Origin of the sequence: Synechococcus sp. RedBA-s, assembly GCF_024345495.1 — a bacterium.
Classification (GTDB): Bacteria; Cyanobacteriota; Cyanobacteriia; order PCC-6307; family Cyanobiaceae; genus Regnicoccus_A.
The window spans coordinates 26,414-41,190 of record NZ_JAGQBF010000015.1; the positions used below are offsets into that span (position 1 = coordinate 26,414).

At 70.2% G+C, this 14,777-nt stretch carries 19 protein-coding genes; 8 read left to right on the forward strand and 11 right to left on the reverse strand.

The genetic code is table 11. From position 1 onward, the window contains the following. Positions 1-4: 4 nt before the first annotated feature. The 4 genes from KBY67_RS07885 to KBY67_RS07900 are packed head-to-tail and all read left to right on the forward strand — an operon-like array spanning position 5 to position 2,226. Positions 5-217, forward strand: a complete 213-nt coding sequence (locus KBY67_RS07885; protein WP_255110481.1) for a DUF2997 domain-containing protein — start codon at positions 5-7, stop codon at positions 215-217. 29 nt (positions 218-246) lie between these two features. Continuing rightward, complete coding sequence (locus KBY67_RS07890) at positions 247-639, forward strand: DUF1257 domain-containing protein (protein ID WP_255110483.1); 393 nt, start codon at positions 247-249, stop codon at positions 637-639. Next, positions 632-1,021, forward strand: a complete 390-nt coding sequence (locus KBY67_RS07895; protein WP_255110485.1) for a ferredoxin — start codon at positions 632-634, stop codon at positions 1,019-1,021. Before KBY67_RS07890 ends, KBY67_RS07895 begins: the two co-directional genes overlap by 8 nt. 44 nt (positions 1,022-1,065) lie before the next feature. Further along, positions 1,066-2,226, forward strand: coding sequence for an aldo/keto reductase (locus KBY67_RS07900; protein ID WP_255110536.1), 1,161 nt, complete (start codon positions 1,066-1,068; stop codon positions 2,224-2,226). Here the strand turns inward: KBY67_RS07900 and KBY67_RS07905 are convergent, their stop codons facing one another. Beyond that, positions 2,227-2,970: a 16S rRNA (guanine(527)-N(7))-methyltransferase RsmG gene (locus KBY67_RS07905; RefSeq protein ID WP_255110486.1), complete on the reverse strand. Its 744-nt coding sequence runs from the start codon at positions 2,968-2,970 to the stop codon at positions 2,227-2,229. It abuts the gene before it with no gap. A 56-nt stretch (positions 2,971-3,026) separates the two neighbouring features. On the opposite strand from KBY67_RS07905, the gene KBY67_RS07910 reads away from it, so the two are divergent. After that, positions 3,027-3,668 (forward strand): J domain-containing protein, encoded by a 642-nt coding sequence (locus KBY67_RS07910; RefSeq protein WP_255110488.1) that lies wholly within the window; start codon positions 3,027-3,029, stop codon positions 3,666-3,668. Next, positions 3,595-3,861, forward strand: coding sequence for a DUF3143 domain-containing protein (locus KBY67_RS07915; protein WP_255110489.1), 267 nt, complete (start codon positions 3,595-3,597; stop codon positions 3,859-3,861). Before KBY67_RS07910 ends, KBY67_RS07915 begins: the two co-directional genes overlap by 74 nt. An 8-nt stretch (positions 3,862-3,869) precedes the next feature. Here KBY67_RS07915 and bioA read toward each other — a convergent pair whose 3' ends face one another. The 6 genes from bioA to KBY67_RS07945 are packed head-to-tail and all read right to left on the reverse strand — an operon-like array spanning position 3,870 to position 8,660. Next, positions 3,870-5,138: an adenosylmethionine--8-amino-7-oxononanoate transaminase gene (gene bioA / locus KBY67_RS07920; protein ID WP_255110491.1), complete on the reverse strand. Its 1,269-nt coding sequence runs from the start codon at positions 5,136-5,138 to the stop codon at positions 3,870-3,872. 19 nt (positions 5,139-5,157) lie between these two features. After that, a complete protein-coding gene (locus KBY67_RS07925; RefSeq protein WP_255110493.1) occupies positions 5,158-5,313 on the reverse strand; it encodes a hypothetical protein in 156 nt (51 codons plus the stop codon). Next, on the reverse strand, positions 5,310-5,948 hold the full coding sequence (gene bioD / locus KBY67_RS07930; protein ID WP_255110494.1) for a dethiobiotin synthase: 639 nt from the start codon (positions 5,946-5,948) through the stop codon (positions 5,310-5,312). Before bioD ends, KBY67_RS07925 begins: the two co-directional genes overlap by 4 nt. Beyond that, positions 5,945-6,775 (reverse strand): methyltransferase, encoded by an 831-nt coding sequence (locus tag KBY67_RS07935; RefSeq protein ID WP_255110495.1) that lies wholly within the window; start codon positions 6,773-6,775, stop codon positions 5,945-5,947. Before KBY67_RS07935 ends, bioD begins: the two co-directional genes overlap by 4 nt. Continuing rightward, on the reverse strand, positions 6,775-7,473 hold the full coding sequence (locus tag KBY67_RS07940; protein WP_255110497.1) for an alpha/beta hydrolase: 699 nt from the start codon (positions 7,471-7,473) through the stop codon (positions 6,775-6,777). The genes KBY67_RS07935 and KBY67_RS07940 overlap by 1 nt, the downstream gene beginning before the upstream one ends. Further along, positions 7,470-8,660 carry a pyridoxal phosphate-dependent aminotransferase family protein gene (locus KBY67_RS07945; protein ID WP_255110537.1) on the reverse strand — a complete coding sequence of 397 codons (1,191 nt, stop codon included), beginning with the start codon at positions 8,658-8,660 and terminating at the stop codon, positions 7,470-7,472. Before KBY67_RS07945 ends, KBY67_RS07940 begins: the two co-directional genes overlap by 4 nt. A gap of 69 nt (positions 8,661-8,729) precedes the next feature. Here KBY67_RS07945 and KBY67_RS07950 point away from each other — a divergent pair, with 69 nt between their 5' ends. Further along, positions 8,730-11,576: an RNA helicase gene (locus KBY67_RS07950; protein ID WP_255110499.1), complete on the forward strand. Its 2,847-nt coding sequence runs from the start codon at positions 8,730-8,732 to the stop codon at positions 11,574-11,576. Positions 11,577-11,619: 43 nt separating this feature from the next. Here KBY67_RS07950 and purB read toward each other — a convergent pair whose 3' ends face one another. Beyond that, entirely contained in the window at positions 11,620-12,915 is a 1,296-nt protein-coding gene (gene purB, locus KBY67_RS07955; protein WP_255110501.1) for an adenylosuccinate lyase, read from the reverse strand. Between the two features lie 56 nt (positions 12,916-12,971). On the opposite strand from purB, the gene KBY67_RS07960 reads away from it, so the two are divergent. Next, complete coding sequence (locus KBY67_RS07960) at positions 12,972-13,793, forward strand: TlyA family RNA methyltransferase (protein ID WP_255110502.1); 822 nt, start codon at positions 12,972-12,974, stop codon at positions 13,791-13,793. Positions 13,794-13,849: 56 nt separating this feature from the next. Here KBY67_RS07960 and KBY67_RS07965 read toward each other — a convergent pair whose 3' ends face one another. The 3 genes from KBY67_RS07965 to KBY67_RS07975 form a co-directional block, all read right to left on the reverse strand. Continuing rightward, positions 13,850-14,188, reverse strand: coding sequence for a P-II family nitrogen regulator (locus tag KBY67_RS07965; RefSeq protein ID WP_006171995.1), 339 nt, complete (start codon positions 14,186-14,188; stop codon positions 13,850-13,852). Positions 14,189-14,217: 29 nt separating this feature from the next. Beyond that, positions 14,218-14,451, reverse strand: coding sequence for a hypothetical protein (locus KBY67_RS07970; RefSeq protein WP_255110504.1), 234 nt, complete (start codon positions 14,449-14,451; stop codon positions 14,218-14,220). An 88-nt stretch (positions 14,452-14,539) separates the two neighbouring features. Then, positions 14,540-14,764, reverse strand: a complete 225-nt coding sequence (locus KBY67_RS07975) for a DUF4278 domain-containing protein (RefSeq protein WP_255110505.1) — start codon at positions 14,762-14,764, stop codon at positions 14,540-14,542. Positions 14,765-14,777: the final 13 nt, after the last annotated feature.

Here is a 14,777-nt window from a genome sequence, read left to right on the forward strand (position 1 = left end):
CTGGATGGCCCAGACCACCATCCGCTTCCGCATTCGCCCCGATGGGCAGGTCGAGGAGCTCGTGGAAGGCGTCCAGGGCGCCGCCTGCGAGCAGCTCACTGAGCGGATCGAGAGCCAGCTCGGTTTGCTGCAGCAGCGCCGCTCCACCTCCGAGGCCTTCGTGGCCACGGCCCAGGCCGTCAGCCCCTCCGTGGGCGTCCATCAACGCTCCGCCTGAGTTTCACCCGTACCCTTCGGCCGCTCCCCATGTCCCACTTCAGCACCGTCAAGACCGAACTGCGTGACCGCGGGGCCCTGCTGGGGGCCCTGCGGGACCTTGGCCACGACCCCGAGCTGGGGGAGCGGCCGGTGCGCGGTTACCGCGGCCAGACCGTGCTGGCCGACGTGGCCCTCAGCCGCGAGGACGGCTGCGACATCGGCTTCCGCTGGAATGCCGATTCCGGCAGCTATGAGCTGGTCACCGACCTGGAACTGTGGAAGCAACCCATTCCGGTGGAGCGTTTCCTCGCCCAGATCACCCAGCGCTATGCCCTGCGCCAGGTGCTGGAAGCCACCGCCCAGGAGGGCTTCCAGGTGAGCGAGCAGACTTCCAGCCTCGATGGCTCGATTGAACTGGTGGTGACCCGCTGGGATGGCTGAGGTGGATCCCTCGGTGGCCTACGCCGCCCCTGCCCGCAGCCGAGAACAACCCAGTGGCCATGAGCCGCTGCTGGGAGGTCGCCTGCGTCAGCAGGCGGTTTGGGTCGATGAGGCCGTCTGCATCGGCTGCCGCTACTGCGCCCATGTGGCGGGTAACACCTTTCTGGTGGAACCGGTCTGGGGCCGCTCTCGGGCGATCCGTCAGGACGGCGACAGCACGGAGATCATCCAGGAGGCGATCGACACCTGTCCGGTGGATTGCATCCACTGGGTGCCCTACGAAGACGTGCCCCAGCTCGACCAGCGCCTGCGCTCCCAGGAGCTGCTGCCCCTGGGCTACCCAAGCCAATCCCGCGTTCAGCGCACGTTGCCTCGGCCTTGATTGCAGCTCTGCCCTGCCGTCGCTTCGGGCGCACGCAACTGGCCATGCCGGTGCTCTCCTTGGGGGGCATGCGCTATCAGCAGAGCTGGAGCGACCTGCCGGCCGCTGAGATCACGGCCCAGAGCCAGGCCAACCTGCGCGCCACCCTGGAGAAGGCGGTGGCGGCTGGCTTTCATCACATCGAAACCGCCCGCCACTACGGCACTTCTGAGCGGCAACTGGGGGACCTGCTGCGGCAGGTGCCCGATCCCCGCCGCATCCTCCAGACCAAGGTGCCGCCCCAAGACGATCCCGCCCAGTTCGAGGCGGAGCTGGAGCTGAGCTTCGAGCGGTTGCGCATCGAGCGGCTCGATCTGCTCGGCATCCATGGCCTCAACCTTCCGGAGCACCTGGAGCAGACCCTGCGGCCGGGGGGGTGCCTCGATGTGGTGCGGCGCTGGCAGCGGCAGGGGCGCATCGGCCATGTGGGCTTCTCCACCCACGCGCCCCTGGCGCTGATCCTCGAAGCGATCGCCAGTGATGCCTTCGATTACATCAACCTGCACTGGTATTACATCCGCCAGGACAATCGCCCGGCCCTTGAGGCCGCCCGTCGCCACGACATGGGCGTGTTCGTGATCAGCCCCACCGACAAGGGCGGCCACCTGCACAGCCCCTCCGAGCGGCTCCGCGGGCTGTGCGCGCCGCTGCATCCGATCGAATTCAACGACCTGTTCTGCCTGCGCGAGGCGACGATCCACACCATCAGCGTCGGTGCCGCTGGCCCGGCTGATCTCGACCGGCACCTGCAGGCGGTGGCCCTGCTGCCCGAGGCCGAGCGCTGGCTGGCCCCGGTGCAGGAGCGGCTGGAGCATGTCCGGCTGGAGGCCCTCGGCGCCCCCTGGCTGGAGAGCTGGAGTGAGGGCCTGCCCGCCTGGGAGGCCACCCCTGGCGGATTGAACCTGCCGGTGCTGCTCTGGCTGCACAACCTGCTGGAGGCCTGGGATCTGGAGGCGTACGCCCGGGCCCGCTACGGGCTGCTGGGCCAGGGGAGCCACTGGTTCCCCGGCGCCAATGCCGAGGCCCTCGACCAGGAGGTGAGCGAAGCCGACCTGCTGGCGGTGCTGACGGCCAGCCCCTGGGCCCAGCGAATTCCAGCGCTGCTGCGCGGCCTGCGGGAGCGGCTGGGGGGCAGCCGTGTGCGGCGGCTGATGGCCGATGGGTGATCAGGCCAGGGGTTGCTTGGCCGGCAGACCCACGGCCCTGGGATAGCTGGCCGGGCAGGGGGCACTGGGCCTGAGCACCACCGCATGGCGCACGCCCCGTCCGCCCGGCAGGTCGATCCGCTCCACCCGCTCCACCTCGGCGCGCAGGCAGGTGGCGGCCCGCTCCAGGCAGGTCTGATCCTCTGGGCTCCACAGGCCGCGGTAGAGCAGGGCCCGACCGCTGGCCCTGAGCAGGGGCACCAGGTACTCCGCCACCACCGGGGCGGCGGCCACGGCCCGCGCCATGGCCCAGTCCTGCTGGCCGCGGCAACTGGAGGCATGTCCGGTGGCCTCAGCCCGCTCCCAGCGCACCTGCACCCGCTCGCCCAGGCCCAGGTTGGCGGCCATGTCCTTCACCGCTTCAGCTTTGCGGCCGACGGAATCCACCAGGGTGAGCCTGGCGTGCGGCAGGGCGATCGCCAGGGCCAGGCCGGGGAAGCCGCCGCCGGTGCCCACATCCAGGCAGCGCAAGGGCTGTGCGGGGGGATGGGGGCTGTTGAGCAGCTGACGCCAGGGCCAGAGGCTGTCGAACACCTGGGCGATCCAGTAATCGTCGCCATCCACCAGACGGGTGAGGTTGAGGCGGGCGTTCCAGTGGCGCAGCTGCTGTTGCAGGGCCATCAACTGCCGCAGCTGCTCGGGGGTGGGCTCCCAGCCCAGGCTGTCCCAGAGGCCAGCGGGAACCGGGTCGGCGGGGGCCGTCATCACTGCAGCACCGTTGGTGGAGCTCTCTAGGATCACCCAACCATGGCGCGTGGTTGGTGGCAGGCGGCGAGCACCCGGTCACGGGCCCATCCCTCTATGGCCTGCTCGGTCTGCCGAGTACGGCCACAGTCCAGGACCTGCGGCAGGCCTTCCGCTCCCTGAGCAAGCTGTACCACCCCGATACCACCACCCTGCCGCTGGCCGAGGCCGAGGATCAGTTCCGGCGGCTGCAGGAGGCCTATCTGGTGCTGGGGGACCCCCAGCGCCGCTCCGCCTACGACAGCCAGCTGCGCCTGGCCCTGCTGCAGCGCGTCGAGGCCCTCAGCCCAGCGGCCGTCAGGGCGCCTGGGCCTGTGACGCCCGGACCGGCCGCGGAGCGTCGACCCCTCTCGGTGCGGCGGGCCTTCTCGGGTGGGGAATGGTTCGCCCTGGTGCTGCTGGCGATGGCGTTGCTCTTCAGCCTGGTGCTGGGGCTGGGCCTGGCCTGGTGGCGCGGGGTGGAGCTGGTCACCCAGCCACCCCTCACCGGCCCGCTCACCGCTCCCGCCAGCGCACCGCCCGCTGATCCGATCGAGCGCCCCGCCGAGCGGCACACTGAAGGCTCCACCGCAGGCCTGCCCGGGGATGAGCTCCTTACCGCCCCTTCAGACGCCCCTCTACAACCACCCGCTGCCGGCGCTGGAGCAGTGGCTGAGTGATCTGGGCGCCTGCCGGGACCGCGCCGAGCCTTGCCTCTGGGACCTGAAGCAGCCCTCCTGGAGTGCCCGCATTGAGCTGGAGGTGGAGGAACTGAAGGTGAGCTGGGAGCAGGACGGCAGCGTCACGGTGCGTCTGTTCCCCTACGGCCTCAGCCGCGCTGATGTGGAATCGGCGATCCTGGCGGGCCCCTGAAACCGGCCTCAGCTGAGCTGATCGAGGCCTGAGCGGATCACGGCGTAGCAGTACTGCAGCTGCTGCTCGCTGAGGCAGAGCGGCGGCAGCAGGTACACCACATGGCCCAGGGGCCGCAGGAACACCCCGGCCTCGAGGGCGTGGCGCTGCAGCTGGCGGCCGGCGGGGTGGAGATAGCCGGGCCGCTCCACAGCCAGATCGAAGGCGGCGATGGTGCCGCAGAGCCGGGGCCGCTGCACCAGGCGATGGTCCGACAGGGCCTGCAGATGGGGCCGGTGACGGGCCTCGAAGCCTGCGTGGAGCGCAGGCTGCTGCTGGAGCAGATCCAGGCTGGCGTTGGCGGCGGCGCAACCGAGCGGATTGGCCGTGAAGCTGTGGCCGTGGTACAGGGTGTGGCTGGGGTCGTCGCTGATGAAGCCCTGGTGGATCCGCTCGCTCGCCAGGGTGACGCCCATCGGCAGAAAGCCGCCGGTGAGGCCCTTGGAGAGGGCGACGAGATCAGGGCTGATGCCAGCCCGGCCGCAGGCGAAGAGGGCGCCGGTGCGGCCGAAGCCCGTCATCACTTCATCGGCGATCAGCAGGGCGCCGGCCTGACGCACCCGTTGCTCCAGCTCGCGCAGGAAGCCCTCCCGCACCATCGCCATGCCGCTGGCCCCCTGCACCAGCGGCTCCAGGATCACTGCGGCGGTGGGCACCTCCAGCAGTCGCTCCAGCGCCGCCAGGGCTTCGGCTTCCTTGCGCTCCACCTCCGGATCGTCCCACCAGGTGGCGGGCCAGGGGGCGCGGGCCACGGGTGAGAGCAGCGGCTCGAACGGGGCGGAGAAGAGCGAGCGCTCCCCCAGGGCCATGGCCCCGAAGGTGTCGCCGTGATAAGCCCCATCGAAGGCGATCAGCTGACGCCGCGGAGAGCCCTGGTTGCGCCACCACTGCCAGGCCATCTTCAGGGCCACCTCCACGGCGGTGGAGCCGTCGTCGGAGAAGAACAGCCGCTGCAGCCCGGAGGCGGCACTGAGCCGCTCGGCCAGGCGCTCGGCCTGGGGATGGCGGAAGTTGGCGAAGATCACCTGCTCCAGCCGCAGGGCCTGCTCCGCCACCGCCGCGGCGATGCTGGGCTCGCCATGGCCGTGCAGGGTCACCCACCAGCTGCTGATGGCATCGATCAGTTCACGGCCGTCGTCGAGTTCAAGCAGGGCGCCGCGGCCGGCCACCGCACGCAGGGGTGGATCGGCCCGGGCCACCTGGGTGGTGGGGTGCCAGAGATGGGGATGCCAACTCAAGGGTTCGGCTGGGGCTGTATCAGCGGCACCGCTTCTCCAGGCGGGCTGCTTCGGAGGCCCAGGGTCCGCAGTTGAACCACTGCACCATCCCCACTTCCACATCGGTGAAGAGCACCAGGATGCCGCTGCAGAGCAGGGCCACCGACGCGCTCACCAGCAGATTTCCACGTGTCATCGGGCCAGGCTACGGGCCAGGCCGCTGGCCTGCCAGTGCTCGGCGAGGGCCTGGCGATCGAGCCGGGGCAGGGGGGGCAGGCAGGCCAGTACCCGCGCCCCGGTCATCGTCTCCAGGGTGCGGGGGTTGTCGGGGTGGAGGGGGCCGTTGAGCACCAGGCCCAGCAGGGGGATGCCCCTGGTGCGCAGGGCTTCCACCGACAGCAGGGTGTGGTTGAGGGTGCCCAGGCCGCTGCGGGCCACCAGCAGCACCGGCAGGCCCCAGCGGCTGATCTGATCGATTTGGAGGCTGTCGAGGCGCAGGGGCACCAGCAGGCCGCCGGCGGTTTCCACCACCAGCGGACCCCTCACCTGGGGCAGTGCCAGGCGCTCCAGCTCGATCGGCTGCTGCTCCAGCTCTGCGGCCCAGTGGGGTGAGACCGGATGGTTGAACCGATAGGCCTCTGGTAGCAGCCGCCCCGCAGCCTCGCTGGGGGTGAGCCCCAGCAGGGCCGCCACCCGGGCGGTGTCGCCCCCTTCCTCCAGGCCGCACTGCACCGGCTTCCAGTAGTGGGCCCCAAGGCCCTGCACCAGCAGGGCGCTCACCACGGTCTTGCCCACATCGGTGTCGGTGCCGCAGACCACCAGTCGTGTCATCGCTTCTGCTCCATGGGGGTTCGGCGGCCCAGCAGCAGCAGCACGTCCCAGCTCAGGCTCCTGGGGCCGTCGGGGTCGTGGGGCCAGTGGGCCTCCAGCCGCCGCCAGCCTCCCACCCCCAGGGGTTTGGTCCTGCTGCTGCCTGCACCGATGGCGCCCATGGGGCGCAGCAGGGACCGGCCGCTGGGGCCGCGCTGGCTGAAGCGCAGGATCGTGGCCTGGCGTAGCTGCAGGCGTGGGGCGGCCACCGCCAGCAGGCGGTCTCCCTCGGGCAGGGGCAGGGCGGTGCAGGCCACGCCGGCGGCGGCCGCGGCCTGGTGCCACTGGGGAAAGCTGCCGGCGATGGGCACGGCCAGCCCCAGCCAGCCCCCCGGCGCCAGGGCGTCGCACCACTGACCCAGGCTGGCGTAGGGATCCTCCAGCCAGTGCAGCGCGAAGCTCGACACCAGCAGCGCCGCGCCGTCCAGGCCGGCGGGCAGCCCGTCGTTGAGGTCCCAGAGCAGTTGGGGAGCTGCAGCAGCTGGGGTGGCCAGGGCCGCTGCCTCGGTCTGTTGGCGGGCTCCCTGCTCCAGCAGGGCCGCGCAGGCATCGAGGCGCAGCAGCTGCAGGCCGGGGCGCTGCTGCTCCAGGGCGTTGCTGAGCAGACCGGTGCCCGCCCCCAGATCCGCCATCGGGCCGGCCGGGAGGGGCAGGTGGCGACAGTGGTGGGCCAGCCGCCAGGCCACAGCCCGCTGAAGACTGGCGGCGGCGTTGTAGTGGCGGGCACGGCGGCTGAAGGCCAGCCGCACGCGATCGGCCATGGAGGGGGCTGTGCGCAGCAGCACCATCAGTGCCCGGCCTCCAGCCAGTCCAGCACCGGCTCCACCAGGTCGCACTCCAGCAGGCTGTGGCCGGCTTCGGCCAGGGGCCAGCGCTCGGCGCCCGGCAGGGCCTGGGCCAGGGCCGATCGGCTCTCGGCGGCCACGATGCGATCGGTACCGGCCTCCACGATCAGGCTGCGGGCGCCGGTGGGGTAGGCGGTGGGCACGGCACTGCACTGCTCCAGCAGCCGCAGATCCTGGCGCAATCGTTTAACCCCCTCGGCCGGGAGGGTGCCTGAGGCGGGCCCCGCCGGCAGCCGCTCCAGCGGGGCGGGAGCGGCTGCTTCGCGCAGGAAGTCGTTGAGCATGGCGGCGGTGTCGCCAGCCTCCAGGCGCTGGCCCATGCCGCGCAGGGCCTGCCGCCAGCGCCGGCCGCCGGGCCCAGCGGGCACGAAGCGCCCGAAGCTGGCCAGCAGCACCATCGCCTCAGCCCCCGCCAGCACCGCCTCAGGCAGCAGGTGCAGCCCAAGTGAATGCACGATCACGGCCCGGGGGCCGCTGTGCTGCGGCCACTGGGGGCTGCTGGGGGTCAGCTGGCCGTAGCCGCGCTCGCCGCTTTGCCAGCCCCAGCCCCGGCGGTCCGCCGCCTCCTGCCAGGGGCCCCAGGCCCGACTGTCGCTGGCCCAGCCGTGCATGGCGATCAGTTGCAGCGCACCACGGTTCATGGGATAGGGGCGTGGGGCCAGGCAGCCAGGGCCTGGAGCAGGCGCTCAAGGCTGCCGTGGGGTAGGTCGCGGCGCAGCACCAGCCGCAGCCGCGCCGTGCCCGGCGGCACTGTGGGCGGGCGGATCGCCACCGCCAGCAGGCCGGCCTGCTCCAGGTGGCGCTGCAGGTCGAGGGCGAGGGCGTCCTCACCCACGTGCAGCGGCAACACCGGACCCTCGCCAGGGGGCCGCCGCCAGCCGGCGTTGGCGAGGGCCTCCCGCCAACGCCGGGCCCGCCGCAGCAAGGCGGCGCCCTGGCCCGGATCGGCCTGGAGCAGCTCCAGGGCCGCTGCGGCCGCGGCCGCCAGCGGCGGGGCCAGGGCGGTGGTGTAGCGAAAGGCCCCGGAGGTCTGCAGCAGCCACTCGCCCACGGGACCATCGGCGGCGAGGAAGGCCCCACCGGCGCCGAAGGCCTTGCCGAAGGTGCCGCTCACCAGGCTCACCCCCGCCAGACCCCAGGCCAGGCCGCGGCCGCCGGGGCCGAGCAGGCCGAGGCCATGGGCTTCATCCAGCAGCAGTAGGGCGCCGAACTCCTGGCAGGCGGCGGCGATGCCGGCCAGGTCAGGGTTGGTGCCTTCCATGCTGAACAGGCTCTCGCTCACCACCAGCCGCCGCCTCTGCGGCTCGCTCCGGGCGCCGCGCTGCAGCAGGCGACGCAGGTCGGCCAGATTGTTGTGGCGAAAGCGGCGCAGGCAGGCGCCGCTGGCCTGGACCCCCACCAGCAGGGAGTGGTGAATCAGCCGGTCGGCGATCACCTCACTGTGGCGATCGGCAAGGGCCAGCACCGCAGCCAGGTTGGCCTGGAAGCCGCTGGGGAAGAGCAGCACCCGCTCGCGCCCCAGCCACTGGGCCAAGGCTGCCTCGAGGCTGACGTGGCAGGGGCGCGTGCCGCTCACCAGCCTGGATCCGCCGGATCCCACCCCTTCGCGCTGGATCGCGGCCATGGCCGCCGCCTTGAGGCTGGGGTGGGAGCTGAGCCCGAGGTAGTCGTTGCTGGCCAGATCGAGCAGGGGCCCCCGGGGCGGGCCGGCCTCGCCTGGCAGCAGGGTGGCATCGGGGCCAGGGCGGAACGTGCGCAGCCGTCGCTGCCGCTGCTCGGGCACCAGGCTGAGGGCCTGCTGAATTGACTCGAGCGGATCACGGTCCACGCGCAAGACACCGCCAGGGCAGTCGCACTCACCCCACTCTGCTTGCTGGGGAGCCCATAGGATTGGGTGATGCAAACCGCCGGTTCCGACGCTCCACCTGATTCGGCGGCGGTCCCGGAACGTGTAGCCGAAAGCGTCACTTCAGAGGCGGTGATCGATCTGGCCGTGGATCCCACCGAGGTGCCGCCCCTCGATCAGCTGTTCCCCTTCCCCCTTGATCCCTTCCAGCTGGAGGCGATCGGTGCCCTCAACCAGGGCCATTCGGTGGTGGTGAGTGCCCCCACGGGCTCGGGCAAAACGCTGGTGGGCGAGTACGCCATCCACCGGGCCCTGGCCCATGGCCAGAAGGTCTTTTACACCACGCCGCTGAAGGCGCTCTCCAACCAGAAACTGCGCGATTTCCGTGAGCAGTTCGGGGCCGAGCGGGTGGGGCTGATGACCGGTGATCTGAGCGTGAACCGCGAGGCTCCGATCGTGGTGATGACCACCGAGATCTTCCGCAACATGCTCTACGCGGAGGTGGATCGGGGTGACGATCCCCTCGCCGATGTGGAGGCGGTGGTGCTCGATGAGTGCCACTACATGAACGACTCCCAGCGCGGCACGGTCTGGGAGGAATCGATCATTCACTGCCCGCCGCCGGTGCAGCTGGTGGCCCTTTCGGCCACGGTGGCCAATGCCGGTCAGCTCACCGACTGGATCGAGCGTGTGCATGGGCCCACCACCCTGGTGGTGAGCGACCACCGGCCGGTGCCGCTGGCCTTCAGCTTCTGCAGCGCCAAGGGGCTCCATCCCCTGCTCAACGACGAGGGCACCGGCCTGCACCCCAATTGCAAGGTGTGGCGGGCGCCCAAGGGGGAGCGGCGCAAGGGCAGGAGCCCGAAGCCGCCCCAGCCGGAGGCGGCGCCGCTGCCCTTCGTGGTGGCCCAGATGGCCGAGCGCGACATGCTGCCCGCCATCTATTTCATCTTCAGCCGCCGTGCCTGCGACAAGGCGGTGCGCGACCTGGGCCGCGTCTGTCTGGTGAATGAGCAGGAGCAGGCCCGGATCGTGGCCCGGCTCGATGCTTTCGTGGCCGCCACCCCCGAGGCGGTGCGTGAGGGCGGCCACGCCGAGGCTCTCACCCGCGGCATCGCCGCCCACCATGCCGGCGTGCTGCCGGCCTGGAAGGAACTGATCGAGGAGCTGTTCCAGCAGGGGCTGATCAAGGTGGTGTTCGCCACCGAAACCCTGGCGGCGGGCATCAACATGCCTGCGCGCACCACGGTGATCTCCGCCCTCTCCAAGCGCACCGAGCGCGGTCACCGGCCGCTGATGGGCAGCGAGTTCCTGCAGATGGCAGGCCGGGCCGGGCGGCGCGGACTCGATGTGCAGGGCTATGTGGTGACGGTGCAGAGCCGTTTCGAGGGGGTGCGCGAGGCGGGACAGCTGGCCACCAGCCCCGCCGATCCGCTGGTGAGCCAGTTCACCCCCAGTTACGGCATGGTGCTGAACCTGCTGCAGCGCTACGACCTGGCCAAGGCCCAGCAACTGGTGGAGCGCAGCTTCGGCCGTTACCTGGCCACCCTGGATCTGGTGGAGGACGAATCCAACATCGCCTCCCTGCGCGCCCGGCTGGCCCAGCTGGCGGGCCCCACCGCCGACATTCCCTGGGAAGACTTCGAGACCTACGAGAAGCAGCGGGAGCGCCTGCGCGAGGAGCGTCGCATCCAGCGCATCCTTCAGCAGCAGGCCGAGGAAACCCTTGCCCACGAACTCACCCTGGCGCTGCAGTTCGCCAGTGAGGGCACCCTGGTGAGCCTCAAAGCGCCGCCGCTGCGGGCCCGGGTGACACCGGCGGTGATTGTGGCCAAGCAGCAGGGCTCCGGCCAGTTTCCGCTACTGCTCTGCCTCACCGATGAGAACGTCTGGATCCTGGTGCCCTGCCATGGGGTGGTGAGCCTCCATGCCGAGCTGAGCTGCCTGCAGGTGGACTCGATCCCGGCCCCACGACTGGGGCACGCCGGCGAGATTCGCCACGGCGACAACGCCAGCGGTGGCCTGGCCCTGGCCGTGGCCTCCATGGCCCGCCGCTACGACATGCACACCCCCCAGTACGACCTGGCCGGCGAGGTGCTCAGCCAGGCGGAGCTGGTGCAGCAGCTGGAGGAGGAGCTGGAGCAGCATCCCTCCCACCGCTGGGGCGACCGGCGCCAGCTCAAGAAGCAACGGCGGCGCATGGAGGAGCTGGGCGAGGAGATCGAGGAGCGGCAGCGCTTGCTGCATCACCGCGCCAACCGCCACTGGGACACCTTCCTGGCCCTGATCGAGATCCTGCGCGCCTTCGGTGCCCTGGCCGGTCCCGATGGCCTGGAGCCCACCGAAGTGGGCCGCACCGTGGCCGCCCTCCGCGGCGACAACGAGCTCTGGCTGGGCCTGGCCTTGATGAGCGGCCACCTCGATGAGCTCAACCCGGCGGAGCTGGCGGCGGTGTTCGAGGCGATCAGCACCGAGGTGAACCGCCCCGACCTCTGGAGCGGTTTCCCGCCGCCGCCGCGTTCGGAGGAGGCCCTGCACGATGTGAGCGGCCTACGCCGGGAGCTGCTGCGCCATCAGGAGCGGGCCCATGTGGTGGTGCCGGCCTGGTGGGAGCCCGAGCTGATGGGACTCGTCCATGCCTGGGCCCGCGGCAGCAGCTGGAACGACGTGATCGCCAACACCTCCCTTGATGAAGGTGACATCGTGCGTATCCTCCGCCGCACCGTCGATCTGCTCGCCCAGGTGCCCTACGCCGAAGCGATCAGCGAGCAGCTGCGCACCAATGCCCGCAAGGCACTGCAGGCGATCAACCGTTTTCCGGTGTCGGAATTCATGGACCTGCGTGCGGGTGCCGCCCCGGCCACGGCGCGGCCGGGCGGAGCTGCCCAGACGGTCTGATCGGCAAGCTTCAACCAAGAGTGGGAGCGCTAGCCCAGCAGGCTCAGATCCCCAGCCGCTCCCAGATCACATCCAGCTGGGCGCGGTGCAGATCGCTGGAAAAACAGGCGTCGAGCTGAGCGCTGTTGAGCCGTGCGCTCACCTGGGGGTCGGCGGCCAGGTTGGCGCGGAAGTCGCCCCCCTCGCGGTTCCAGGCGTCGTGGGCGTGGCGCTGCACGATCCGGTAGGCGTCCTCGCGGTTGAGACCGCTCTCCACCAGGGCCAGCAGCACCCGCTGACTGAACACCACGCCGCCGTACACATTCAGGTTGCGGGCCATGTTCTCCGGGTAGACCCCCAGACCCTTCACCACCTCGGTTGTTTCCCGCAGCATGAAGTGCAGCGTGCAGGAGCAATCGGGCAGCATCATCCGCTCCACCGAGCTGTGGCTGATGTCGCGCTCGTGCCAGAGGGCCACATTCTCCAGGGCCGCGATCGTGTAGCTGCGCAACACCCGCGCCAGGCCACTGATCCGCTCGCTGCGGATCGGATTGCGCTTGTGGGGCATCGCCGAGCTGCCCTTCTGTCCCTTGGCAAAGTTCTCCTCCACCTCCAGCACATCGGTGCGCTGCAGGTTGCGGATCTCCGTCGTGAACCGTTCCAGTGAGGTGCCCACCAGTGCCAGGGTCTGGATGTATTCGGCGTGGCGGTCACGGCCGATCACCTGGGTGCTGGCGGTGTCGGGCTGCAGGCCCAGGCTGGCGCAGGTGAGGGCCTCCACCTGGGGATCGGTGTTGGCATAGGTGCCCATGGCGCCGCTCACCTGACCCACCGCCACCACCAGGGCCAGCCGCTCCAGCCGCTCCCGATTGCGCTCCGTTTCCGCCAGCCAGCCCGCCACTTTGAAGCCGAAGGTGATCGGCTCGCCATGGATCGCATGGGAGCGGCCGATCATCACCGTGTCCTTGTGCTCAGCCGCCAGGGTCCGCAGGGCGGCGGCCAGCTGATCGAGTTCCAGCCGCAGCGCCGCCACCGAGGCCTTGAGCTGCAGGGCCAGGCCCGTGTCGAGCACATCCGAGCTGGTCATGCCCACGTGGATGTAGCGGCCGGCATCGCCCACGTGCTCATTGACGTTGGTGAGGAAGGCGATCACGTCGTGGCGCACCTCCGCCTCGATCTCCAGGATGCGCGGCACTTCGAAGCGGGCCCGCTCGCGGATCGCGGCCATGGCCTCCTGGGGCACACGGCCCAACTGGCAGTTGGCGTCGGTGGCGGCGATCTCCACATCCAGCCAGCTCTGGAACTTGGCCTCTTCGCTCCAGAGGTTGCCCATTTCGGGCAGGGTGTAACGCTCGATCAAGGCCAGCGCGTGGCAACGTCCTGGTCAATCTATGGGTCGACCCCGACGGGATCCCGATGGCAGGCAAGCAGCGGCTCGATCAGCATCTGGTGGCGCTGGGCCTGGCCGCCAGCCGTCAGCAGGCACAGCAGTTGATCCGTGCCGGGCGGGTGCGCAGCGGCGACAGGGTGCTGGACAAGCCCGGCCATGAAGTGCCCTCAGATCTCAGGCCCGAGGTGAGCCATCCGCCCCGCTTCGTCTCCCGCGGCGGCGAGAAGCTGGTGGCGGCCCTGGAGAGCTTTCCGCTGCAGGTGGCGGGGCGCGTCTGCCTCGATGGCGGCATCTCCACCGGCGGCTTCAGCGACTGCCTGCTCCAGCACGGCGCCGAGCGGGTGTACGGCATCGATGTGGGCTACGGCCAGACCGCCTGGAGCCTGCGCACCGACCCGCGGGTGGTGCTGCGCGAGCGCACCAACCTGCGCCGCCTCAGTCCAGAAGATCTCTACGGCCCCACTGACCCCTGGCCCGATCTGGCGGTGGCCGATGTCTCCTTCATCTCTCTGGCCCTGGTGCTGCCGGCCCTGCGGGCCCTGCTGCAGCCCGCCGCCGCCGAAGCCGTGCTGCTGGTGAAACCCCAGTTCGAGGTGGGCCGCGAGCGGGTGGGTAAGGGCGGCGTCGTGCGCGATCCCCTCGCCCACGCCGATGCGATCACGGCGGTGAGCGCCGCCGCCGCGACGCTTGGGCTCTGGCCCTGGGGCCTGATCGCTTCACCGCTCACCGGCCCCGCCGGCAACCACGAATACCTGCTCTGGCTGCGCTCCGGGCCTGCGCCAGCTGATCCGCAGGTGACGGCCGAGTCAATCCGCGCGCTGGTGAAGCGCACCCTTTCTGAGGATTGAACACAAAAAAGCCGGACACCCATGGGATCCCCGGCTGGTGAGCTGGAGCGAAACGATCAGATGGCGGTGCTATCGCGGTCGCCGGTGCGGATGCGGATGACGGTGCCCACAGAGCTGATGAAGATCTTGCCGTCGCCGATCTCGCCCGTGCGGGCCGCGTCCTGGATGGCGGTCACCACGGTGTCCACCCGGTCGTCGTCGACCACCACTTCGAGCTTGAGTTTCTGCAGGAATTCCACGGTGAATTCAGAACCCCGGTAGCGCTCCACCTGGCCCTTTTGCCTGCCGAAGCCGCGCACTTCACTCACTGTCATGCCAACGATGCCGGCATTCACCAGGGCCACCTTGACATCTTCCAGCTTGAAAGGACGGATGATGGCCTCAACTTTTTTCATGGAGTCTCCAATGGTTCGAATCAAGTCTCTCAGGAGGGATCGCTGAGAGGAAGGGAAAGGTTGGGAATGCGGTTGACGCGGAGCCCCGCGGACAGGGCATCCTGACAAAGCCGATCGGCGGAACTGGAACTCACCTGAACCCTGCCGGTGGCCAGATGGGACCACACGGCATCGTCGAAATGGGTCTGCAGCCAGACCATTCCCAGGGCCGACTGGGGCTTGAGGCGAAAGCCGCCCTGGCTGCTGGCGAGGAGGAGGTCCATAAGGAAGACCCTGCGCACTGGGGCTATTAGGCCTGAGTGCGCAGGGCTTCGGCGTAGCTGTTGCTACGGGGCGTCAGGCTGGCGGGCCTCAGCCCTCCTGCAGCTCCTGTTGGGCCTGCTGCTGGCGGTGGTGATAGACGTGCCCGCGGTAGTGGAGTTCCAGGCTTTCATCCACCAGCTGCGGTTGATGCTGAAGCGGCAGGCGGTAGTGGACGCCTCGGTAGACGTGCTCCACCGCTTCAACGCTGGCGAGCGACTGGTGCTGATGGCTGCCGTAGGGGACACCCCGGTAGACAAGTTGGTCTGTGGTCATGACTGGAGCCTCG

Excerpts from the sequence above, each read along its gene's own strand:
- KBY67_RS07885 (WP_255110481.1), top strand. The coding sequence starts at position 5 with ATGGCCCAGACCACCATCCGCTTCCGCATTCGCCCCGATGGGCAGGTC.
- KBY67_RS07890 (WP_255110483.1), top strand. The coding sequence starts at position 247 with ATGTCCCACTTCAGCACCGTCAAGACCGAACTGCGTGACCGCGGGGCC.
- KBY67_RS07895 (WP_255110485.1), top strand. The coding sequence starts at position 632 with ATGGCTGAGGTGGATCCCTCGGTGGCCTACGCCGCCCCTGCCCGCAGC.
- KBY67_RS07900 (WP_255110536.1), top strand. The coding sequence starts at position 1,066 with ATGCCGGTGCTCTCCTTGGGGGGCATGCGCTATCAGCAGAGCTGGAGC.
- KBY67_RS07905 (WP_255110486.1), bottom strand. The coding sequence starts at position 2,970 with ATGACGGCCCCCGCCGACCCGGTTCCCGCTGGCCTCTGGGACAGCCTG.
- KBY67_RS07915 (WP_255110489.1), top strand. The coding sequence starts at position 3,595 with ATGAGCTCCTTACCGCCCCTTCAGACGCCCCTCTACAACCACCCGCTG.
- KBY67_RS07925 (WP_255110493.1), bottom strand. The coding sequence starts at position 5,313 with ATGACACGTGGAAATCTGCTGGTGAGCGCGTCGGTGGCCCTGCTCTGC.
- bioD (WP_255110494.1), bottom strand. The coding sequence starts at position 5,948 with ATGACACGACTGGTGGTCTGCGGCACCGACACCGATGTGGGCAAGACC.
- KBY67_RS07935 (WP_255110495.1), bottom strand. The coding sequence starts at position 6,775 with ATGGTGCTGCTGCGCACAGCCCCCTCCATGGCCGATCGCGTGCGGCTG.
- KBY67_RS07940 (WP_255110497.1), bottom strand. The coding sequence starts at position 7,473 with ATGAACCGTGGTGCGCTGCAACTGATCGCCATGCACGGCTGGGCCAGC.
- KBY67_RS07950 (WP_255110499.1), top strand. The coding sequence starts at position 8,730 with ATGCAAACCGCCGGTTCCGACGCTCCACCTGATTCGGCGGCGGTCCCG.
- KBY67_RS07960 (WP_255110502.1), top strand. The coding sequence starts at position 12,972 with ATGGCAGGCAAGCAGCGGCTCGATCAGCATCTGGTGGCGCTGGGCCTG.
- KBY67_RS07965 (WP_006171995.1), bottom strand. The coding sequence starts at position 14,188 with ATGAAAAAAGTTGAGGCCATCATCCGTCCTTTCAAGCTGGAAGATGTC.
- KBY67_RS07970 (WP_255110504.1), bottom strand. The coding sequence starts at position 14,451 with ATGGACCTCCTCCTCGCCAGCAGCCAGGGCGGCTTTCGCCTCAAGCCC.
- KBY67_RS07975 (WP_255110505.1), bottom strand. The coding sequence starts at position 14,764 with ATGACCACAGACCAACTTGTCTACCGGGGTGTCCCCTACGGCAGCCAT.